13 protein-coding genes are annotated in these 18,983 nt (G+C 36.8%); 5 read left to right on the top strand and 8 right to left on the bottom strand.

Going from position 1 to position 18,983, the window contains the following annotated elements; translation table 11 throughout:
• Positions 1-11 precede the first annotated feature (11 nt).
• Both purD and AC1RNE_RS14025 read right to left on the bottom strand, forming a co-directional pair.
• Complete coding sequence (gene purD / locus AC1RNE_RS14020; protein WP_492801604.1) at positions 12-1,292, bottom strand: phosphoribosylamine--glycine ligase; 1,281 nt, start codon at positions 1,290-1,292, stop codon at positions 12-14.
• Between the two features lie 161 nt (positions 1,293-1,453).
• Positions 1,454-3,808: a RecQ family ATP-dependent DNA helicase gene (locus AC1RNE_RS14025; protein WP_492801606.1), complete on the bottom strand. Its 2,355-nt coding sequence runs from the start codon at positions 3,806-3,808 to the stop codon at positions 1,454-1,456.
• Between the two features lie 107 nt (positions 3,809-3,915).
• On the opposite strand from AC1RNE_RS14025, the gene AC1RNE_RS14030 reads away from it, so the two are divergent.
• Complete coding sequence (locus tag AC1RNE_RS14030) at positions 3,916-4,884, top strand: KpsF/GutQ family sugar-phosphate isomerase (protein ID WP_492801608.1); 969 nt, start codon at positions 3,916-3,918, stop codon at positions 4,882-4,884.
• A 246-nt stretch (positions 4,885-5,130) separates the two neighbouring features.
• Positions 5,131-7,626: a bifunctional glycoside hydrolase family 9 protein/polysaccharide deacetylase gene (locus tag AC1RNE_RS14035; RefSeq protein WP_492801610.1), complete on the top strand. Its 2,496-nt coding sequence runs from the start codon at positions 5,131-5,133 to the stop codon at positions 7,624-7,626.
• 150 nt (positions 7,627-7,776) lie between these two features.
• On the opposite strand, the gene AC1RNE_RS14040 is transcribed toward AC1RNE_RS14035, so the two are convergent.
• A complete protein-coding gene (locus AC1RNE_RS14040) occupies positions 7,777-11,496 on the bottom strand; it encodes a PVC-type heme-binding CxxCH protein (protein ID WP_492801612.1) in 3,720 nt (1,239 codons plus the stop codon).
• A gap of 21 nt (positions 11,497-11,517) precedes the next feature.
• Here AC1RNE_RS14040 and AC1RNE_RS14045 point away from each other — a divergent pair, with 21 nt between their 5' ends.
• Positions 11,518-11,700 (top strand): hypothetical protein, encoded by a 183-nt coding sequence (locus AC1RNE_RS14045; RefSeq protein WP_492801613.1) that lies wholly within the window; start codon positions 11,518-11,520, stop codon positions 11,698-11,700.
• A gap of 4 nt (positions 11,701-11,704) precedes the next feature.
• Here AC1RNE_RS14045 and AC1RNE_RS14050 read toward each other — a convergent pair whose 3' ends face one another.
• The 3 genes from AC1RNE_RS14050 to AC1RNE_RS14060 all read right to left on the bottom strand — a co-directional run bounded on the left by AC1RNE_RS14050 (position 11,705) and on the right by AC1RNE_RS14060 (position 14,491).
• Positions 11,705-12,271: a transposase gene (locus AC1RNE_RS14050; RefSeq protein WP_492801615.1), complete on the bottom strand. Its 567-nt coding sequence runs from the start codon at positions 12,269-12,271 to the stop codon at positions 11,705-11,707.
• 181 nt (positions 12,272-12,452) lie between these two features.
• On the bottom strand, positions 12,453-13,562 hold the full coding sequence (locus AC1RNE_RS14055) for a Gfo/Idh/MocA family protein (RefSeq protein WP_492801617.1): 1,110 nt from the start codon (positions 13,560-13,562) through the stop codon (positions 12,453-12,455).
• A gap of 92 nt (positions 13,563-13,654) precedes the next feature.
• Complete coding sequence (locus AC1RNE_RS14060) at positions 13,655-14,491, bottom strand: sugar phosphate isomerase/epimerase family protein (RefSeq protein WP_492801619.1); 837 nt, start codon at positions 14,489-14,491, stop codon at positions 13,655-13,657.
• A 254-nt stretch (positions 14,492-14,745) separates the two neighbouring features.
• Between AC1RNE_RS14060 and AC1RNE_RS14065 the strand changes: the two genes are divergently transcribed.
• A complete protein-coding gene (locus AC1RNE_RS14065) occupies positions 14,746-15,639 on the top strand; it encodes an AraC family transcriptional regulator (RefSeq protein ID WP_492801621.1) in 894 nt (297 codons plus the stop codon).
• Here AC1RNE_RS14065 and AC1RNE_RS14070 read toward each other — a convergent pair.
• Positions 15,617-16,060: a transcription elongation factor gene (locus AC1RNE_RS14070; RefSeq protein WP_492801623.1), complete on the bottom strand. Its 444-nt coding sequence runs from the start codon at positions 16,058-16,060 to the stop codon at positions 15,617-15,619. The two genes, AC1RNE_RS14065 and AC1RNE_RS14070, sit on opposite strands and share 23 nt — an antisense overlap.
• A 184-nt stretch (positions 16,061-16,244) precedes the next feature.
• Positions 16,245-17,255, bottom strand: a complete 1,011-nt coding sequence (locus AC1RNE_RS14075; protein WP_492801625.1) for a GntR family transcriptional regulator — start codon at positions 17,253-17,255, stop codon at positions 16,245-16,247.
• Between the two features lie 387 nt (positions 17,256-17,642).
• Here AC1RNE_RS14075 and rhaT point away from each other — a divergent pair, with 387 nt between their 5' ends.
• Entirely contained in the window at positions 17,643-18,719 is a 1,077-nt protein-coding gene (rhaT, locus tag AC1RNE_RS14080) for an L-rhamnose/proton symporter RhaT (RefSeq protein ID WP_492801627.1), read from the top strand.
• Positions 18,720-18,983 lie beyond the last annotated feature (264 nt).

Below are 18,983 nucleotides of genomic sequence, written 5' to 3' on the forward strand. Positions count from 1 at the left end.
AATAAGTATGATTAATACCTCAACACATCTAACCCAATATCTTTTCGATAATATTTTCCATCAAAAAGCACATCTTGGGCAGCTTTTTGAGATTTTTGAATGGCTTTCTCTAAGGTATTAGACATGCCTGTCAATACCATTACTCTACCACCATTCGTAAGTACTAAATTATTGTCTAGTTTAGTACCAGCATGAAAAATTGTAGCTTCTTTGATAGAATCATAACCCACAATTACATCACCTTTTCTGTAGTCATTCGGGTAACCACCAGCTACAACTACCGTAGTAACGGCATGTTGTTTACTTACTGTAAAGTCGGCCTCATGCAATTCATTTTTGGCAGTAGCAATCATTAAAGCTAAGAAATCAGACTCAATTCTTGGTAAAACCACTTCTGTTTCAGGATCGCCCATTCGAGCGTTATATTCAATTACATAAGGTTCGCCTTCATGGTTCATTAAACCAATAAAGATAAAACCATTGTATTTTATACCTTCGGCTTTTAAGCCAGCCAAAGTAGGCTTGATTACTTGGGCATCTACAGCCTCCATGAATTTAGCTGTAGCAAATGGCACAGGTGAAACCGCACCCATACCACCAGTATTTAAACCTGTATCGCCTTCGCCAATGCGCTTGTAGTCTTTGGCTTCGGGTAGAACTTTGTAAGAATCTCCGTCAGTTAACACAAAAACAGATAGTTCAATACCTGTTAGAAACTCTTCAATAACCACTTTGCTACTAGCATCACCAAATTTTGCATCAACCAACATTTCGGTTAAGGATTCTTTGGCTTCGTCTAGCGAAAGGGCAATAATTACTCCTTTACCAGCCGCCAATCCATCGGCTTTTAATACGATAGGTAGCTTTTGGTTCTCTAAATATTTTAAACCATCTTCAAGCGTATCTTTGGTAAAAGTCTGTGATTTCGCTGTAGGAACACCATACTTTGCCATAAAATTTTTCGAGAAATCTTTTGAACCTTCCAGCATTGCTCCATGGGCATCTGGACCAACCATCAAAACGTGTTTTAAATCCTCTCTCGACTGAAAATAGTCTCTTACTCCTTTTACTAAAGGCTCTTCTGGGCCTACAATTACTAACTCAATATCATTTGTTAAAACCGCTTCAGCTATTTTTTCAAAGTCATTATATGAAATAGGTAAGTTTGTAGCAATTTGTGCAGTTCCAGCATTACCCGGTGCTACAAACAATTTATCACAAAGAGTACTCTGGGATATTCTCCAAGCAAAAGCGTGTTCACGTCCGCCAGAGCCTAAAATTAGTGTATTCATTTATTGTTATTTTCTTGTGTTTCAATGGTTAATTACCGTTATAACCATTGAAACATTCCATTAAGCAATTTTATTGATTGATTCTTAAGGATTAATGTAAGTGCTCAATGTGAAAAATGAAGTTGCTGTGTAAATTAAAGTACATACTAAACTCACAACTCTTAATTCGCTACTTCACTTAAAAACTTAATTCTCATCAATCTCAATTCTTCTTCGGTAATATCATCAATATTACATTCTTCCAAGGCCACTGCGATATTATCAGATTCAGCCTCCATGAAATATTCAAAAATCTCTTCTTGTTTATCAGGTTCAACCACTTGGTTGATATAATAATCAAGATTTAGTTTAGTACCAGAATAACAGATATGTTCGATTTCCTCAATCAATTCTGCCATCGAAAGCTCCTTCTGGTCAGCAATGATATCCAAATCTACTTTCCTATCAACCTGTTGAATGATATGAATCTTGATTTTTGATTTATTCACGGCCGATTTAACAACTACTTCCGTAGCGGTTTCAATCTCGTTATCTTCAACGTACTTTTTGATTAAATCAATAAACTGACGACCAAATTTTACAACCTTACCCATACCAACACCATTAATCTGAGCCATCTCATCTTTGGTAGTTGGGTAAGTGGTTGCCATTTCCTCAAGAGATGGATCTTGGAAGATTACATACGGAGGAAGATTTTTTTCTTTGGCTAGTTTTTTACGAAGGTTTTTCAACAATTCAAATAATGCTACATCATACGAACCACTGCCTGATGCTGCTTCTTTTTCTTCGTCTTCTTCTATTTTCTCGTTTTCGTAGTCGTGGTCTTTTGAAAGTGTTAATGGATAAGGGTCTTTCAAATACTCTTTCCCTTTTTCAGAAACCTTCAATACACCATAATTCTCAACATCTTTTTCTAAGAAACCTAATACCGCTATCTGACGCACCATCGAAACGCATTGTTCAATCGGTTCAGGTTCAGCATTTTTTCTGCTCTTAGATTTCGCTGCTGGTTTTGCTTTCTTTTGTTTCGGAATCGGATTTCCATCCTCATCTTCTTCATCCGAAAATTCTACTTCGTCATCATCGTCATCATCGTCGTCTTCGTCCTCATCAGCATTCAGTTTGAACAATGATTTAGCTTTTCCGAAGGTTTCAATTTTGTTGTGTTCATAACTGCCCACATACTGGCTTTTATAACCCATCAAAATATCTGCGATATGTTGTGCATCAAAACGCTCGCCTGTTAATTCAACCGTTTTTAAGGCCAATACTACGGCTTCTTCTACTTTATATTTTGGCGTTGGTTTGTTACAGTTGTCGCAGAAACCACAGTCTTTATCAACGTGTTCACCAAAATAATTTAATAATTGACGACGGCGACAAGTACCCAAGTTGGCATAATGTACCATTTCATGCAATAGCATACGGGCAGTATCGCGCTCTGTAATGGTTTTATCCTTGTTGAATTTATCCAACTTGTTGATATCTTCTTTCGCATAAAACATGATACAAGTACCATCTAGCCCATCGCGACCAGCTCTACCAGTTTCTTGATAATAGCCTTCCAATGATTTAGGGGCATCGTAGTGAATCACAAAGCGAACATCTGGCTTATCGATTCCCATACCAAAGGCAATCGTTGCTACCATTACATCCGTTTCTTCGTTCAAGAAAGCCTCTTGATTAGCCATGCGAACATCACCATCTAAACCAGCATGATAAGGCAAAGCTCTTACACCATTTACGTTGAGTAAATTGGCAATTTCTTCTACTTTCTTACGGCTTAAACAATAGATAATTCCCGACTTTCCATGATTGGCTTTGATATATTTGATAATTTGTTTATCAATATCATCACGCTTCGCACGGATTTCGTAATAAAGGTTTTTACGATTGAATGAAGACTTAAACAACCTAGCTTCGTCCATGTTTAAGTTCTTCTGGATATCCTGCTGAACTTTTGGCGTAGCCGTGGCTGTAAGGGCAATGATTGGTAACTTTGTATTGATGCTTTCTACGATAGAACGAATACGGCGGTATTCAGGACGGAAGTCATGCCCCCATTCCGAAATACAGTGTGCTTCGTCAATTGCTACAAAAGAGATTTTTGCTTGTTTTAAAAATGCTAGGTTATCCTCTTTGGTTAAAGATTCTGGAGCGATGTATAACAACTTTACCTCTCCGCTAATAACCGCATTTTTAACTTTCGTCATTTCAGCACGGTTCAATGATGAATTCAAGAATTGAGCATTGATTCCAAATGCATTCATTTGATCAACCTGATTTTTCATCAGGGCAATCAACGGAGAAATTACGATAGCAGTACCTTCCATCGCAATGGCAGGCATTTGATAACATAATGATTTCCCCGCACCCGTTGGCATGATAACAAAAGTGTTTTCGCCAGACAGGGTGTTTTTTATAATATCTTCTTGTTCACCACGGAACTGGGAAAATCCAAAAGTCTCTTTGAGTTTTTCTTTTAAAAAGTCGGTGGTTTCTTGTGTAACACTCATTGTTTTTGAAACTTGTAAAAGGTTTTTTGATTAATATCGTGGTTAATAATCCTTTATCTTTGTAATAAATTTAACACAAAATCAGTCTTGAAAAACTGTTTCTAACATTGAAATTAGTAAAAAATATCCAATCAACTGCAAAAAAAGTTTTAGAGGAAGAAGCAAATGCAATCCTAAAAATTGTAGCATCAATTGATTCCTCGTTTGAATCATGTGTAAATCACCTACTTAAGGCCAAAGGTCGCTTGGTGATTACTGGTATTGGCAAATCTGCAATTATCGCCCAGAAAATTGTGGCTACGCTTAATTCAACTGGAACGCCCGCTTTGTTCATGCACGCTGCCGATGCTATACACGGTGATTTAGGGATGATTCAAACAGAAGATACCGTAATGTGTATTTCAAAATCGGGCGATACACCTGAAATAAAAATTTTGATACCCCTTATTAAGCGAACTGGTGTAAAATTAATTGCAATGGTTTCAAATACAAGTTCTTATCTAGGTAAAAATGCAGATTTTATTTTACATGCCTATACTGAGAAAGAAGCAGATATTTTAAATCTTGCCCCTACAACTAGTACAACAGTAGCTTTGGCATTAGGAGATGCCCTTGCAGTATGCTTATTAGAATGCCGTGGATTTAATAGCGATGATTTTGCCAAATATCACCCTGGAGGAGCTTTAGGTAAGCGTTTATACCTGAAAGTATCAGATATTTACCCTAATCATGGATTGCCCCTAGTATCCGAAAATGCAAGTATTAAAGATGCCTTTTTAGAAATTAGTTCTAAAAGGTTGGGTGCAACAGCAGTAGTAAATCAGGACAATGATTTATTAGGTATAATTACGGATGGTGACGTACGAAGAATGCTAAACGTACATGATAATTTGGTGGGACTAACAGCGAAAGATATCATGACAGCCAAGCCCAAATCAATTAATGCCGACGCTTTTGCCGTAGAAGCTTTGCAACTGATGCAAGAGAAAAGTATTACGCAGTTAGTAGTAGTAGAAAATAATAAACCAATAGGTTTTGTTCACTTGCATGATTTGTTGAAGGAGGGGTTGGTATAGAAAAAGAGAAGTCTTGATGATAGTAATCTCCATAATATGCGATAGTTTTTCCAATTCGTGACGCACTGCGTCACGAATTAAGTTGGACACATTATTGAATAATTAAGTAGAGGTAAGAATGAAGCGTAACGATTACAATATATTGACTTGACTATTGAGGGTAATTGTGATACTTGCCCCTACAAACTAGTATAAATAAGCTTGAACCTGAGGAATTAATACGCTAATTTTAAAGTAAAAAGCTTCATGAAAAAACTATACTTCATCATTTTAACTTTCTTTTCATTTTATACTACGATTGGTCAAACTACTCAAAATGCTTGGATAAGAATTAATCAAGTAGGGTATTTACCACAATCTCAAAAAGTGGGTGTTTGGGTGAGTAAAAACGAAGAGAAAGTCACAAGCTTTTCGTTGATTGATGTACTGACGAAGAAGGTAGTTTTTCAGTCGAGCCAAGTACAACAATTTGGTAAATATGCTTCTTTTCAATCCGCGGTTAGGCTTAACTTTTCAAAGTTTACACAGCAAGGCACTTATTATCTTCAAGTAGGACAAACCAAATCTCCTATATTCCGAATCAATGCTGATGTGTATGAAGGTTCTGCCGATTTTGTGCTGAAATATATGCGTCAGCAAAGAAGTGGATATAATCCTTTCTTGAAAGACTCTTGTCATAAAGCTGATGGCTTTATCGTATATCATCCTGATAAACAAAAAGACTCTACACACCTTGATGTATCGGGTGGTTGGCACGATGCCTCTGACTATCTCCAATATGTTACAACCTCCGCTAATGCTATTTTTCAAATGATGTTTGCTTATCAAGAAAACCCTGAAGTATATACCGACAAGCATGATGCTTGGGGAAATCTTGGTAAAAATGGTATTCCTGATATATTAGACGAGGCTAAATGGGGATTAGATTGGTTGGTGAAAATGAATCCAGCTAAGCATGAGTTTTATAATCAACTAGCTGATGACCGTGACCATAGAGGGTTGCGATTGCCTAATAAAGACTTAACCAAATATGCTACTAACCAAGGCTTGGCCAGACCCGTATATTTTATTACAGGCAAGCCACAAGGCTTTAAATATAAAAACAGAACCACAGGTGTATCTTCTACAGTAGGCAAATTTGCTTCTGCCTTTGCACTTGGTCATCAATTATTCCAGTCGTATTATCCAGCATTTGCCAAGCAATTAAAAGAAAAAGCCATAGATGCCTACCAGTTCGGGAAAGAATTGCCTGGAGTTAGTCAAACTGCCCCTGGAGGAGCACCTTATTTTTATGAAGAAGACAATTGGGTGGATGACATGGAATTAGCGGCTACACAATTATCGAATGTACTAACTGAACGGAAAATCGTTGATGAAGCAGCAACCTTTGGTCGACAAGAACCTACTACGCCTTGGATGGGAGCCGATACAGCTAGGCATTATCAGTGGTATCCATTTGTGAATTTAGGTCATTATTTCTTAGCAAAGAACACTACTCAAAAAACGTATTCAAAGGAGTTTAAACAATACTTAGAAAGTGGAATAGAGAAGGTTTTTCAAAGAGGAAAAAATAATCCTTTTCTGAATGGTGTTCCTTTTGTTTGGTGTTCAAACAATTATGTAAGTGGACTCATCATGCAGTTGGTATTATACCGAAAACTTACGAACAGTACAAAATACATAGAAATGGAAGCCGCCATGCGTGATTGGTTGTTGGGCTGTAATCCTTGGGGAACGAGTATGATATGCGGATACCCAAGTGCTGGAATATCACCACAAGACCCTCACTCAGCCTTTACACATTTATACAATTATAAAATAGATGGCGGTTTGGTAGATGGCCCTGTGTATGGTTCTATTTGGAATAAGCTGATAGGAATAACGCTTTATCAACCAGATGAATATGCGGACTTTCAATCTGACTTGGTAGTTTATCATGATGATTACGGCGATTATTCTACTGACGAACCCACGATGGATGGTACTGCTAGCTTGTCGTTTTTACTATCACATTATGAAAAAGAGGGTTTGAGCCAAACTAAAAATAAAAGTAAAATAGAAAAAGAATCGGGCGGGATTATTAGAATGAATCCTGATGAGAAGAAAATCTACCTAGCTTTTACAGGACATGAGTTTAATGATGGAGGGGAGATTATCACTAAAGTATTGGATAAACATCATATTAAGGCTAATTTTTTCTTTACAGGAGAGTTCTATAGAAACCCTGATTTCAAGAGTACAATTGAGAAATTGATTGCACAAAAAAATTATGTAGGATGCCACTCTGACAAACATTTGTTGTATGCACCATGGGCAAAACGTGATTCTCTTCTACTCACTAAAGAGCAATTTACAACCGACCTTCAACAAAATTATGATGCCTTAGCGAAGTTTGGCGTACAAGCTAAACAGGCTCAGTATTTTATGCCTCCCTTTGAATGGTACAATCAAACGATAGCTGATTGGACAAAACAAGCTGGGCTTACGCTTGTGAATTATACTACTGGAACTTCTTCTAATGCGGATTATACAACGCCAGAAATGCCTAATTATAAGTCTTCCGAGCAGATATTTCAGCGAATATTACAATATGAAACAAGCGAAGCTAAAGGCTTGAATGGATTTATCTTATTGACGCATATAGGTGTTTCGCCAGAAAGAAAAGATAAGTTTTATCAAAGATTAGATGAACTGATTCAGGTGTTGAAAGCTAAAGGTTATTCATTTGCAAGGTTTGAATAGTAACAACTCTGTAGCACGAGTTTCCAACTCGTGTATAGTAAATTAAGAAGATTTCACGACTTGGAAAGTCGTGGTACGGTGCGGTGATAAAACAAAAAACCTCCACAAAATACATGTGGAGGTTTCACTAATTATTTTCAATCAAAAAAATTATTTTACTACTTTCATTATGCCGTTCATGATACTCCAGTGCCCAGGGAAAGTACATACAAATGGATAATCTCCTATTTGTTCTGGTACTGTGAATGTCAGACGATATGATTCTTCGGGGTTTACCAATGGCGTTGAAGCAATGATTTGAGGAATGTTAGGTACATAGTTTTTATCTAAAGCATCCTTTTGTGTAATCATTTTGTTCGCTGCTTTTCCGATGATTTCTAAAGATTTTGGTTTACCAATTACCAAGTTATGTTGCATGGCATCAGGGTTTTCAAAAACCAATTCTACTTTAGTACTAGCTTTTACCGTGAATTCCTTTTTATCAAACTTCATTTCTTCCTTCACAGACTTTATCACAATCACCACCTTGTTGGCATCTACCACTTCTTCTTTTACTTCCCATACTTGGAATAAACGTGCTAATTTAGCTTTGTTATCAGCCGAAAGAGTTTTGTTTAAACTTGCTAAGAAAGCCTTGTCACTATCTTTCACCTGTGATTTTTTTCGATAATTCCAGCCATCAGCGATTCCTTTAATCAATGAAGCAGCACTTGTTTCATCCAATTTCTGGCTTAGTTTTAATAAAGCCACCACAGAATCAGGAGAAGAAACATTAGCATAGTTTTTCACGGCTTTTTCGATAGCATAGTTCGCCATACTCTTCGGAGCATTGAATGTCAATTTCTGACTATACGCATTATTCTTCTCGTTATCTTCAGCGATGATATTGGTTTTATCTACTTCTACTGAGATAGTATAAGTACCTGCCATATCAGAAGACAGACCTAAATTACTAGTCCATGCACCATTGTTATACTTATCAATATTAACAGTTTCGCCTGCTGGAATACCTGCATTAAATGTATGGCTTACTAAGTCGAATTTTCTACCTACGCCTTCAATTCTGATGTTAAGATTAATAACTTCTCCTTGAGCAACAGCTACACCTCCTTGGTTTTTCACTTCGATGTTGAACAAAGTACTTTCACCTAATGCTGGATTAGCAGGGGTAAAGTTGATTTTACTAATTACTAAGTCAGGATTGTTGCTGGTAGACTTAGTAGCAGGAGCTTTCTCATTTTGCATCATGGCCGCATGGTCATGATGAGCAGGCATAGCATCTGTTTTTGCCTTTGTCGTAGATGCACTTTTTAAAAGAGTCTGCAAGTACTTTTTAAGTAAAACCTGATTGTGGCTCGTTAATACCGAAGCAAAGGCATCAGGTAACCAACGGTCGTTTATCTCAGTTGATTGTTCTAATCTAGTTAACAAAACTTTCTCAGATTCTGCTGTCAAAGGCATTTCTGATAAAGCCAATAATGTGTTTAATACCACTAAAGGCTCTTTATCATTCAAGAGGTTATTGTTCAACAATATTTTCACGGAAGCCTCATTGCGTGGTAAAATTTGTACAGCAGTCTTACGAACACCCGAACATGGATGTGATAAACTAGCAACCAACGCTTGTTGTACTGTAGGGTCGTTTATTACGCCTAATCCTTCCAATGTACGCAACGCATGAATTACACTTGGATTGATACCTGCTTCGTCTAAAGATTGGTCTTTTGTGATTTCAATCAATGCTGGCACGATGTCTTTTTGTCCACGTTCCACTAACATACGCTGAGCATTCATTCTCCAGAACATATTCGTGTTCTTAAGTGACGCTAACAATTCTTGTGGACGGTCTTTCGATAAACTCAAAGGAGTGTAGCTAGGAGCTTCTTTATAGCTTACACGGTAAATTCTACCATGTGTATAATTTCTCAAATCGGTTTCATAAGCATTTCCTTTACCCATTTCAAAACCATTTGGTTTTGGGTTATGTTGGATGATAAAAGAATACCAATCGGCAATCCAAACGGCACCATCAGGACCAACCTCTGCAAATACTGGAGATACCCATTCATCGGCACCTGCCAAAAGGTTAAAACCTTCTACATCGCTGTAATCAGTACCATTTTTCGTCATTACATTTTGGTGAACTACGTGTCCTGTAGGTTCACACACAAAAGCCGTTTTGTTCCAATAGTTTTTCGGGAACGCTCTAGCCGTATAGAAGTTATGACCCGCCGCTGCAGTATATCCACCAAAAACATCTACCTGACGAATTCTTGGGGTAATGGTTTTCATATCTTTATGTGTATCCGTACTTCGGCTACCATTATTTGATAAAGGCGCTAAAATATTTCTATGTGGAATAGCCATATACCAGCCATGTGAATTGTTGGCAGTTGAACCAAAAACATCGCCAGTTTCATTGAAAGCAAAACCCCAAGTATTATTTGAAGTACTAGTGATATGTTCAAAATCAGAACCGTCGGCTTTGAATCTAAAGAATCCTTGAGCGAATTTAACAGAATCTTTTTCTGCAAATTTTCCTTGAAAGCCTGCATAACCTACGCAACCCCAAATCCAGTTATCAAAACCATAATGCAAGTTTGATGGCCCAGCATGGGTATCAGAAGTACCAAAACCAGAGAACAATATTTTCTTTTCATCGGCTTTGTCGTCACCATCAGTATCTTTCAAAAATAGCATGTGTGGTGCTTGAGCTACAATAACACCTCCATTGGCAAAAACCAATCCTGTAGGAATACTTAGGCCGTCTGCAAAGTGAGTGAATTTGTCAGCTTTACCATCTTTGTCGGTATCTTCACAAATTAAGATATAGTCGCTACCACCAGTTTCTTTGCGTTCGTTAGGGTAATCTTTGGTAATGAGTACATATAAACGACCACGTTCGTCCCATGACATAGCAATAGGGTGCATTACGTTAGGCTCGTGGGCAAATACTTCTAAATTAAAATCAACAGGTACTTGTATGTGCTTAATAGATTCTTCTGGAGAAAGCGCTGCTTGCAATAATTGTGGGTCAGGGCGTTTTTCGTAATTAGGTAACTTTGCTGGACTATATGAAAATGCTTCGGGCAAAAGTGCTGCATGAGCAGCCTGTGCTTGTTCATCAACAGCCCAAATGATTCCGTTTTCTAACAGTTTCAAGAAATCAGGATTTGTCCATGTGCGTTCATCATGTCCGTAGGCTGTATAAAATACTTTGCCCTTTCCATATTGGCGTGTCCAAGTGTAAGGTTCAGTTTTAGCATCTGGACGGTCTTTTGTCTGGTCAGCTTTGATGTCACGTGTCATCAAAACATTGTTATCTGGCTGTAATTGGCTATGCAAATACGTTTCATCGAAGGCTTTGATGCCTGAAATATCTTTTAAAATTGGACTATTAGGCTGAACAATATTCGCTCGGATAGTGTCCATTGTGTGGCGCCAGAACTGCCCACCTACCATTTTAACATACTCAGGCGAATTTCTAAAACAGAAAGAAGCACAGTGTATTGGCAGAATTCCTTTTCCAGAAGCCACATAGGCTAAGAGAGCTTTCTCAGCATCAGGCGTGATATTATCCCAGTTGGCATAAATCATCAAGGCATCAAACTTATTCAGATTAGTAGTATTGATATCTTCTAATTTATCAGTATAAGTAATGTTGATACCTTTATTTCCTAAAGCCTCCATCAGCGTTGGTACGCGGTCTATCGGTTTATGGTGGCCATTATCACCAAGGAATAACACTTCCAAACGACGGGCTTTCACCGTTGTTTGTACAGCTGATTGTTTATTTTTTTTTGCTTTTTTCTGAGAAAAACCTACTAGGCAAGTCAGTAATAAGCAAAGACAAAACAGTGATTTTTTCATTTTTGATAATTGAATAAATTCATGGATTATTTAAATAAAATTGGGTATTTGGCTATTGAGAGTATTTTCATGATACAAAACACGGGCAATAGTACTTTAGCATTCTTGTTAATTTTTACTGTTTCGACTATCGTGGTCTGTGGCACACAGAACACTTACATTCGCACCAATTATGGTCTGTGTGCCACAGACCATGGTAAGTAAGGAGCTAAAATCTGTCCATATAGTGTGTTAGAATACCAAATTCGTCTTCACCTGTCTCATAAAATTTAGCAGAAGACCAGCGGTAATTTTCAGGTCTATCAGTAAGATTCCATTTTTCCTGTAAAGGATTCAAGTGAATGTATTCTATTTTTTGTAGAACCTTAGCTCTGGTATTCATCAAAATTGCTAAAGGGTCTCTTTGCCAAATTCGATATTGTCTTTCTTTTTCATTTACTTCAAAATGTAGCAAAACTTTAGGGTGATTGAGTTTTAAATCTTTCACTATTTCATGCGCTACCTTTTTATTAAATGAAGCATGAGGCATTTCTTTGCCATTTTTATTGAGTAATTCCCAAACAATGTGGAGGTGGTTTGGCATAATAACAAAAGCATAAATCTTGATTTGTCCTAATGCTACTAATTCTTGCCAAACGGATATAACCAATTCAATATATTTTTCTTGATTAAATAATCGTTTCCAATCCTTCACGGTATCAGTCCAGAAATAAACTTCATCAAGAAACATTCTTGAATTACGAATGCCATATTTTTTGATTAAATCTTCTCTCATTGTTTTAAGGTGTAGTGTAAATGTTTTATTATATGTCGTGGTCTCAACCGACTCCATGGTCTGTGGCACACAGAACACTTACATTCGCATCAGTTGTGTTCTGTGTGCCACAGACCACGGAGTCAGATGACTTTAAACATATCGAAGAAATTAAAGTCTCAAATCCAATTGATTAAAAATCTCAAAAATCAGGAATGTAAATAATTTCGCCTCCTTTCAAAGCTGATTCATGTGATAAAATACCTACTGATGTCCAGTTAGCAGATTGTTCAGCATTTGGGAATGGGTCACGGTCTTCCACAATAGCCGACACAAATTCATGTACAAGGTGCGGGTGCGAACCACCATGTCCTGAACCTTGTAAAAATGAAAGATGTTGGTTTTCGTCAGTATCATATACGCCACCTGTAGTAAATACTTGAATTTCTTCAGGTAAATAATGAGCATAATCTGGCACCGTTACTTTCTCTGGTATTTCTGGCTCAGGTTTCTTAGCAGTATGTACTACGTGCTCTTCGTGCTCAATCAATGACCATTCAAAAGATTTTTTAGAACCATATACTTCGAAACTCTCGCGGTATTGGCGAGCAACATCAAATAATGAACGATATACTAAGGCACTTAAATCAGAATCTTTGAATTTGATATGCGCTGATTCGATGGCAAAAGGAGAATTATAATGTTGGTGCAATTCCTCACGAATGGTTCCTGAACCAAAACATGAAACGTACTCTGCTTGTAGTTTTAATAAACCAGCTACAGGACCCACACAGTGCGTAGCATAGTGCATTGGGGGTAAACCTGGCCAATAACCCGGCCATCCGTCCATGTCTTGTTGGTGCGAAGCCTTTAAGAATTGAACCTTGCCTAGTTCGCCTTTTTCGTATAGTTCTTTTACATATAAAAATTCACGGCTGTATACTACCGTTTCCATCATCATGTATTTTTTGCCAGTTCTTCTGGTTGCTTCCACGATGGCTTTACATTCTTCTACAGAAGTAGCCATAGGAACAGTACAAGCTACGTGTTTGCCTGCATTCAACGCTTTTAAGCTTTGTTCCGCATGGTTATGGATAGGCGAATTGATATGAACAACATCAACATCAGGGTCTGCTAATAAATCATCAAAGCTTGTATAACGCTTTTCGATATTGAAGGCATTACCAATTTCATTTAATTTCTCTTCTGTACGCTGACAAATAGCATACATATTAGTGTGAGGGTGACGTTGATAGATGGGAATAAATTCAGCTCCAAATCCCAAGCCGACAATGGCAATGTTTAGTTTCATGATTTTAATTGTTAGTCTATTAAAAAAGTTGTGAGCAACTAGCTGTGAGCCTTGAGCTTTTTTGGTTTAGGCAAATGACAATTGCTCATAGCTCAAGGCTTATAGCTCATTGCTTGAATAAACTCCAAGCTTTCTATCATCAGTGTTTCTTCATTTTCAAACATCTTTCGCCAAATGTTGGCTACTGCTAGTTTTGAACTAAAGGCTTCTACTGATAAATAAGCATCGTATTGTATTTCTTCTAAAGCGGTAAAAACGTCTGTCCAGTTTACATTACCTTTCCCTACCGTGCTTCTGTCGTTCTCAGATAATTGCACATGTACTAAATGCTTGCTTAGTTTTCTGATAGCATCTCCCAAGCTTTTCTCTTCAATATTGGCATGGAAAGTATCAAACATTATTTTGCAATGTGGATGATTGATGTCTTCTACTAATTGTAATAGTTCATCAGCACACGATACTAAATAACTTTCAAAACGATTGAGGTATTCTAAGCCTAGTACAACACCTTTCTCTTGTGCGTAATCTGCAAGTTCTCTCAGGTTTTCTACTGCCCAATTCCACTCTTCTTCGGTAGCAGGCTTTCCTGTAAAATGACTTAGTGCTGAATGATACGGTCCCGTTAATAAATCTGCCCCTAATACTACTGCACAGTCGATAGCCTTTTTATTTCTTGCTAAAGTAGCGGCTCTCATAGCTGGGTCTGGACTAATTTGATTAAAGTCTGGGCCACATATTGTTACTGCAATTCTATCCAACCCTAACTCGTCCAATTTTGTACGCCATGCTTGCCAATGCTCAGGGTCAACATCAAAAATCGGTACTTCTACTCCTGTAAAACCAATTGCTTTTATTTGTTCAAGAACAGGGAAAAGACTTTCGTCAATGGTTGTACCCCATAAAAGCAGATTCATTCCGTATTTTTTCATAATTAATTTATGGTGATTTATCAGAAACAATAACTTTATTACGAGCTAATATTTAAAATAAAATCCCTGATTTTCAAAGATTAAGCAAAAACTTAAAAGCTTTGCTAGTTTAAAGTTTGTTAAACAGATAAGATTTTTTAACAATACAAAATAATCTAAAAAAAGTCATAAAAAACTCCGCTGTTTTGATTAGTTTTGACTGTATTTTGATATTTTTATTATTAACATCCATAATTATAGTAAAAAAATAGGTTTTGAAAAGTCCCTTAAACAAAAGCATAGAATCGCCCAATCATTCTTTTACTATTAAAGAATTGAAGGAACCATACTTTGACCCCAACTGGCATTTCCATCCGCATTATCAGTTATTTGTCGTACTGGAAGGCACAGGAACACGGTTTATTGGGGATAATATCAAACACTTTGAAGCAGGAGATATGGTATTCGTAGGACCTGACTTGCCCCATCTTTGGCGAAGCGATGAAGTGTATTTTCAGGGAAATCATGCGTTAAAAACACATGGTATCGTAGTGTATTTTACAGAAGATTTTCTGGGGAAAGATTTTTTTGAGAAATACGAAATGACTAAACTCAAGCATTTCTTTTTAAATGCTAGTCGTGGGTTAGAAATCAGCGGAGGCTTGCATGATAAGATACTTACTTTCATGAAAGAGCTATTGCCATTGCAGGGTTTTGAAGGAGTATTGAAATTGTTAGAAATGCTGAATCTGTTAGCAAACGCTAGTGAATATGAATTTATCAGTAGTGTTGGCTATACCAACCCTTATAAAACTTCAGAAACAGAACGGATGCATAAAGTACACGAATATGTACTTAATAATTATCGAACCTCTATTAACTTAACAGAAGTGTCTTCTTTAGCAGGCATGGCTCCTGCTGCTTTCTGCCGTTATTTCAAGGCAAGAACGAATAAAACTTTTTCTGATTTTGTAAGCGAACTTCGGGTAGGTTATGCCTGTAAATTGTTGATGGAAGATAAATTGAGTGTAACGCAGGTATGTTATGAAAGTGGTTTTAATACTTTATCAAACTTTAATAAACAGTTTAAAGATTTAAAAGCCCAAACGCCCTCGCAATTTAGGCTAGCCTTTGGCGATACTTCGTTTAAAAAATCTCCTCAATCATAGCCTCTTTGCCTCTAAAACTAAAGGTTTCTCCTTTACCCTTACCCATTAACAATGCTCCGATAGGCGACTGTGGAGAAATTATCATGATACTGTCGTTATCAATTTTACAGATGCCCACACTAACAGCTAGGAAATAATTTCCGCTAGACGTTTTAAGATAAGCCCCAACCGCTCCTTTTTTAAAGGTAAGACTCATGTCAATTCTTTCTACAATGGCTTTTTCTCTTTTGGCTTGTTCGTGCATTAAGCCATGCATATCTCTATCGAGTTGCCCCATCGCTCGTGAGGTTTCGTATTTATCCCCTGCTGATGATTTAGATTCTTCATTGGCAGAAGCCTGAGCCGCCTGCATGGCATCATAAGAAGTTTGTATTCTTTGGTCTAAAAAGTTTTTTATATAATCGACAATCTGTTGTTTCATACTTTTGTAGCTATCAGCTTTGAGCAATGAGCCTTTAGCTTATTATTTTTATAGCGGAGGGGCTCAAGGAGGAATGGTTATTACTCATCTGTAAAGAACATATCAGTTTTGAGTAATGAGCTATCAGCTTTTTAAACAGCGACAGATAAAAGCTCATAGCTCATTGCTCAAAGCTGATAGCTACCTAAAGCGTTTCTCTTCGAATCATGTAAAATGGATTCTTGATTTTTATTTTTTTATTATCCAATAGCAATGCCGCTGCAGTTCTGCCCATTGTTTCAAAATCTGTGGTGACCACCGTAATTCCCAAAAGCTCTTTCAAAGTAGTTTCGTTAAAAGAAACCACTCCGATTTCAGTGCCAAGGGCGTAGCTCGACTGTCGTACTTTTTTAACCAATTCTGCTAAATCGTGTTCTTCCACTACCACGTAGGCTGTTTGTGGTATCAAAAATGTTTCATCAGCATTCTCTCGGATAACAAATTCTTTGTGCGCATTTACACAAAAATAACGAACACCCCGTACAATATCTACAGGATAATTGCCATCGCTAGGAAAAACTAATACCACTCGGTTATATTTAGCAAACAAATCATTAGCACTTTCTAGTGCTTCTGCTACATCTCGTTCAAAATCCTGATAGACTGCCAAGCACTCGTGTTTGTATTCGGGCAAATCTTTGTCAAGGAGTACTAATTCATCTGAAGGAATTTTTTCCAAAGCCTTCATGGCAATAGCCTTTTCTGAATCAGGAAAAAAATGAGGCATAACTACATAATAATTGTACTTGCCAAGGTTCTTATCGATGATTTCATCAAAAAGACGAGCATTATAATGATGAATTTGTAAATCAACCGACGCTTTATCGCCTAATACTTTCAAGAAAGCATAGTATATTAATTTTTTATACGAGCTTAATTTGTTGAATATCAGAAGAATACGCATTTTTCTGCTTTCTCCACTATTCACATAATATCCTTTCCCTTGTACAGAGGTAATAAATCCTCTTTCCTTTAATTCACGATAGGCTTTTTCTACGGTGTCGCGCGCTAAGTAATATTCTTCGCTAAGTTCGCTAATAGAAGGGAGCTGTTCGTTTTTCTTCAATACATTGCGTTCAATATCCGAAATAACCGATTGAATAATCTGCTTGTACTTTGGTGTTTTATCGCTTGGATTGAGTTTGAGCTGGTACATATTCTTAGAAAAATCAGCTTCATACCATTTCGTTTAGAACGAGGTGTAAGGCTGAAAATTAATTTGAGCTAGACATTCTTTTAATTTAATCTTCTGAGCAGGGAAGTGCATGATAGTTCCCTTTCATTTTTGGTTTATCCTTGTAAAATTTTATACGATTCCAAGAACCAAATTTACAAACTATTATTTCAAAGAACTAGAATTATAAAAATTACTCAAAAATTGATAATCAATTTCTTCGATGATTTTAAAAATGTTCTCCAAATATGATTTGTAGTAATTCTTGATATCCACTGAATAATTAAAAATACTTTTTTCTTATAAAACTGTAAACACAATGGCCTTTTAATGGAGTGTTTACGTAGTTAAATTCAAAAATAATTGATTATGGGAGCAATTTTGGGCGTTATTTTTCACTTTATTGGTGGCTTTGCATCTGGGAGTTTTTATATTCCTTATAAAAAAGTTAGAGGGTGGTCATGGGAGAGTTATTGGATAGTAGGAGGGGTTTTCTCTTGGTTAGTAGTACCACCTTTAGCAGCTTACCTTACCATTCCAGATTTTTCTTCGATTATTGCTGGTAGCGAAGGCAGTGTTTTATTTTGGACATACACGATGGGCGTTTTGTGGGGAATTGGTGGATTAACTTATGGTCTAGGGGTAAGATACTTGGGTATATCATTAGGTAGTTCAATTATTCTAGGGCTTTGCTCTGTATTTGGCTCAATTATTCCTTCTATCTATTACTACTTTAATAAAACCGCCGGAAAAGATACTATCTACGATTTAATTTCTACTAGCTGGGGACAAATGGTATTGCTTGGCTTAGCTGTTTGTGTACTAGGTATTGTGATTTGTGGAAAAGCTGGTAGCAGAAAAGATAAAGATTTAGTAGGACAAGTAAATGCTGAAAATCAAGAATTTGATATTGTAAAAGGGCTTACCTTTTCAATCATTTCAGGGATATTGAGTGCTTGTTTTAGTTTTGGTATTGAAGCAGGGTCAGCAATGTCTAACATCGCCAATGAAATTTGGGTGACAAACAACCCTGGACAAGGTGAGTTTTTGTATCGTAACAATGTGGTATATGTAGTTATTCTTTGGGGAGGTTTAACCACCAACTTAATCTGGTGTGTTTACTTAAACTTCAAAAATAAATCTTTTGGAGATTATACCAATGCTCAGACGCCTTTATTGAAAAACTATGTTTTCTGTGCAGTAGCAGGTACTACATGGTTTTTACAATTCTTTTTCTATGGTATGGGCGAAAGCAAGCTAGGTAATGGACCAAGCTCTTGGATACTTCACATGGCATTTATCATTTTAGTAGCCAACTCTTGGGGGCTAGTATTGAATGAATGGAAAGGTGTTTCTAAAAAAACATTGTCTACTATTCTGGTAGGTATCCTAACAATTGTCATTTCTGTATTAATAGTAGGGTATGGAAATTCGTTGAAAGGCTAAGAATTTTTTTTATAAAAAAGATGAGCATCAAATTTAAAAGTTTGGTGCTCTTTTTTTATGCCCATCAATTGGCTTGTAGAGGTAAGTAATTGAAATAAACGTTGAATATTTCTGATAAATGTCTTTTTAGCATGGTCAAAAAATAATACACTTAAAAATAACATTATTTAGCTAAGCTTTTTTTGATTAATGAAGGATATCTTCTGCTAAATTTTATTTGAATATGAAATACGCATAATATCTTTTTTTTAAGAATAGTAGTAT

Source organism: Arcicella sp. GW822-FHT02H01, assembly GCF_058802005.1.